Genomic DNA, 3,814 nt, shown 5'->3' with positions numbered 1-3,814 from the left:
CTTTATTCAGGACGGGTCATAATTGTGTACAACGTGTTTGTGTATGCTTTGTTGCGTTGGTTTAGCGTAAATTTAGCAAATAAATACTGAATAGAAAATCCGCGAGGATTTTCGTAAGTTGGCTAAAAGAAAGCAATAAAATATACACGGTGTTGCACCTAGTTTTTATAGTTTATTTCTCTAAAAACTTTCTGAAGTGTTTCCTTTTCTCCATTTGGCTTTCTGAGAACCTTTATAAATTCAATCCAATTTCCATTTGAGTCATATTTATAATTCAATTCGTGAAAATATGGTTCTTTAATATCTGTTAAAATCCAATACATTTCAGTTGGATCATTCATTTTATTAGTTTTAACAATATATTTTTGATTAAAATTGCCTTTTGTTTCGTTTTCTAATTTTCCTTGATAATTAAATTCCATTAAAGTAAACTTACTATTTTTATAGTCATAATTTACCACTTGCATTCTTGTATCTTCTGTTCCAACAATCGTACTTTCAATTTTGATTGGAAAATTTAGTTTGTCATAAAAAACAATATATTTAAGATATACTTCTCCAGCATCATTTATTTTTTTCTTAATCTTTTTCTTTTTTTGTATTCGTATTTAACTAAAGTTTCATACCATTTTCCACTATTATATTTTATGTTTCCTTTGTAATTTATAATTCTATTTTTAGAATCTAAATCGATTAGTTCTTTTGCTGATAATTCAGATTGTTTGAATTTTTCAATTTCAATTCTACTTTTAGTTTTAAAATCATAAATTATTTTTTCAGTCAAAATTTTTGATGAATATGCAAAAGTAGTGTCAAGAACTATAATAGTTTCAGGGTTTCCAAATTTAACTTTGAAATAATCTTTTGATGAAACTATTTCAGAAATTTCAGAATAAAAAGTTGGTTCAATTTCTTGACTTTGAGAAAATATCTGAATTGATAAAATAAGTAAGATAAATGGTGTAATTTTTTTCATTCCGTAAATTAGGTGCAACGGTTTAGCTATGAACAGTACGGGAGCAAACTAGCGTTTGCTTTCCGCCACGCACATAGCGAAATCTTTTGGTTTTGTTTTTTCTTTTTTTGTGTCAAAGCGAAATCCCAAAGATTTCGCGACCTCATAAAAATACGCAAACCTTAGCGTTTAAAACCTAAGCCCGTATTGTTTATAGGTTTTGTTGTAACCAGTTTTATTCCAGAGTGTTAATTAAATCCGAGTAAATTTTCCATTCCTTGTCCTCAATTATTTTATACTCAAATTCTCTCTGTTTTCCGTTCTCCTTTATAAATTCCATGAGTCCAGTTGCACCATCTTTTTCATTTGTTACAAGGTTGAATACTCTTTCTTCATTGTAGGTTGTACGACCAATGTAGTAATTGGATATCTTGTTTTGCGTCAAATTACTTTCAATAAACATTTCAAAATTGTCAAGAACCTCCAATTCATCTTCTGATGGTAATTTAGAAGCATTTTCAATGGCGTATTTTGTTTTGATTTCAATGAAATAAAAGAATTCTTCTTTATGAGGAAACCGTTCGAATCCTTTATTTGCAACAATTAGTTTGGGTACGCCTTCAATAATTAAATCGTTTGTACCATATTCTTCAGGAACTACATAAGTATCTCTTTCTATTGGTTGGTTTTTGTCGGCATTACCAACATCAAATCCATCATATGATGTTACATTGAATTCATCTGCAACTGCATATAGACTTTTATTCAGTTCGAATAATGAATTTGCATCATGAATTTCAATTCTTTCCATATGCAACCAGTATTCTCCTGTATCATCTGGATAAATGTCAACGTATTCAAATCCGTCTTTTTTTAAATGTTCCGATACTTTTTCTAATTGTTTTGGTTCAACATTAGTGAAGAAATACCCATATAACATTTTGATTTCCGTATCAACTCCGTTTGAGTGCATGTTTGTAAACATTTCTTGGACTTTTTCGAATGCAATCATATTGGAATTCTGTTTGTTTTGTGATTTTCCTTTACAAGAAGTTAGAAGAATTGTAATTAGTAGTAGAATTATTTGTTTGGTCATTCTTATATTTTAAAGGCTTTTTTAAATTGGTTACAACGTTGTTGTATAAGATTAGTTGCGTGATTTAAGCACTAAAGTTAGCAAATAAATCACAGATAGAAAGTCCGCAAGGACTTTCGTAAATTGGCTAAAACTAGCAATTAATTTTATACGGTGTTGGCAACTGTTTTTGTTTTTTTATTCATTTTTCTCATCCAATATGTTATTATAAATCCTCCAATAATTCCAGGAATAAACCAACCATAAAAACTTGGAAAAAATTCATTCACTACTACAAATGCAGTTGTTGCTGAAATGTAACCTCCTAACATTTTTCCTAAATGTAATTTCAACCATCCTTTTCTCAATCGTTCAGGGTTTTTAAATAATATTAAATCTCTTACAGAAAATATTATTCCAACAATTGCAAAAACGACAAGAATTATATTTATACTTTTCGTTAGTATGATTGGTAGTGAAATCATTAAAATTCCAGTTATAATCATAATAATTGATATTAATTTGTCAATTTTCAAATCAGGATGTTTTCTTTTAAAATTCAAAGCTCTATTTCCTGTTAAAACAAAATATAGACTAAAAATTCCGACTGCGAATAAAAATGGACTTTCGTGTTTGGGCAAAACAGCAACTATCATAGCTATTATTCCAGATAATATCATAGAATAGAAAAAAATCAGTCCAGATTTTCTGTGAATATTTTTTCCTTTTTTGGCAATTATTGAAATCAAACCTGCAAGCAAAGCAAAACCACCAAATGTTGCGTGAATGTATATTAATATTTGTATCGTTTTTTCCATTTTTCAGTTGTATCTAACGATACAAAATTCAGACAATAAATTCATTTAGTTTATTTTTATTTACTGAATTGTTGTTTTTCAGCGATGAGTTGGTCAAATAGTTGCCAACGTTAAATATATGGCAAGTGGGGCAGAAAGTAAAAAATAACTTTCGGTTAAGCCACAAGCCAAATCTTTTTATTTTGTTTTAATTTTTCTCATTTAATACCAAATAAAAAGATTTGGCGACTTTGTAAATAGACAATGAACTTTTGATTAAGCACTAATCGCCCAATTTGCTATATATAGTGTTGTAGAGCGTTTTTATTTTTCCATTTATTATATCACTCACTTCTTTTGCTCTGTCAACTATCATAAAGTGCTCTCCTTTGTCAATCAAAATATTATTATTTCCTTTTGGTGGAAGTAATTTATCTTTTGTTCCGCATACTTTAATCAAATTTTGCAAGTGTGATTGATTTTTCCAATTCAGCAATTCTCTAATCGCCCATTTTGTAAAACTCAAGTCAGTATCGTCTAAAATAGAATCCAATAATACCTTGTTTTTAGTTCCAAACATATAGTAAGCAATTACTTTTGGTGGATTTAATAGTTTTTCAGGAACTAATTCAATCAGTTTTGATTTTCCAGCAAATTTTATAATTCCACTAAGTTCAGTTCTAGTTTCTACAGATGAAATTAGAATTGTGAATTTTGGTTTTGTCAATTTACTTATTTCAGTTGCAATTAATCCTCCAAAACTGACTCCTAAAATTCCGAACTCTTCTTTATTTCCGATTCCATATTCTTTAATCAGCCGTTTTGAATATTCAACAATTGGTTCTTTAACTTTAGGTTTAATCCATTCGACAGGAATTAAATCGTATTCAAGAGTCAAATATTTAAAAACTCTTTCATCAGCACCAAGTCCACTAATTGCAAAGATTTTCATTCAGTTTTTAGATTGGTTTTTAATGTCTTGTCCTG

General features: G+C 28.8%; 5 protein-coding genes. All 5 read right to left on the bottom strand.

What is annotated here, in order from left to right; translation table 11 throughout:
• Positions 1-158: 158 nt before the first annotated feature.
• Positions 159-467, bottom strand: coding sequence for a hypothetical protein (locus tag KO500_RS12430; RefSeq protein WP_215956876.1), 309 nt, complete (start codon positions 465-467; stop codon positions 159-161).
• Positions 468-568: 101 nt separating this feature from the next.
• Positions 569-976, bottom strand: a complete 408-nt coding sequence (locus tag KO500_RS12425) for a hypothetical protein (RefSeq protein ID WP_215956875.1) — start codon at positions 974-976, stop codon at positions 569-571.
• Between the two features lie 214 nt (positions 977-1,190).
• Positions 1,191-1,967 carry a DUF695 domain-containing protein gene (locus tag KO500_RS12420; RefSeq protein ID WP_215956874.1) on the bottom strand — a complete coding sequence of 259 codons (777 nt, stop codon included), beginning with the start codon at positions 1,965-1,967 and terminating at the stop codon, positions 1,191-1,193.
• A gap of 230 nt (positions 1,968-2,197) precedes the next feature.
• A complete protein-coding gene (locus tag KO500_RS12415; RefSeq protein WP_215956873.1) occupies positions 2,198-2,848 on the bottom strand; it encodes a DUF2306 domain-containing protein in 651 nt (216 codons plus the stop codon).
• A gap of 262 nt (positions 2,849-3,110) precedes the next feature.
• Entirely contained in the window at positions 3,111-3,779 is a 669-nt protein-coding gene (locus KO500_RS12410) for an alpha/beta hydrolase (protein WP_215956872.1), read from the bottom strand.
• Between the last annotated feature and the right edge of the window lie 35 nt (positions 3,780-3,814).

Origin of the sequence: Cellulophaga baltica (genome assembly GCF_018861125.1) — a bacterium.
GTDB lineage: Bacteria > Bacteroidota > Bacteroidia > Flavobacteriales > Flavobacteriaceae > Cellulophaga > Cellulophaga baltica_A.
This window is presented reverse-complemented; position numbering and strand designations above follow the sequence as displayed.

Coding starts and splice junctions, on each gene's coding strand:
- KO500_RS12410 (WP_215956872.1), bottom strand. CDS start 3,779: ATGAAAATCTTTGCAATTAGTGGACTTGGTGCTGATGAAAGAGTTTTT.
- KO500_RS12415 (WP_215956873.1), bottom strand. CDS start 2,848: ATGGAAAAAACGATACAAATATTAATATACATTCACGCAACATTTGGT.
- KO500_RS12430 (WP_215956876.1), bottom strand. CDS start 467: ATGCAAGTGGTAAATTATGACTATAAAAATAGTAAGTTTACTTTAATG.
- KO500_RS12425 (WP_215956875.1), bottom strand. CDS start 976: ATGAAAAAAATTACACCATTTATCTTACTTATTTTATCAATTCAGATA.
- KO500_RS12420 (WP_215956874.1), bottom strand. CDS start 1,967: ATGATTGCATTCGAAAAAGTCCAAGAAATGTTTACAAACATGCACTCA.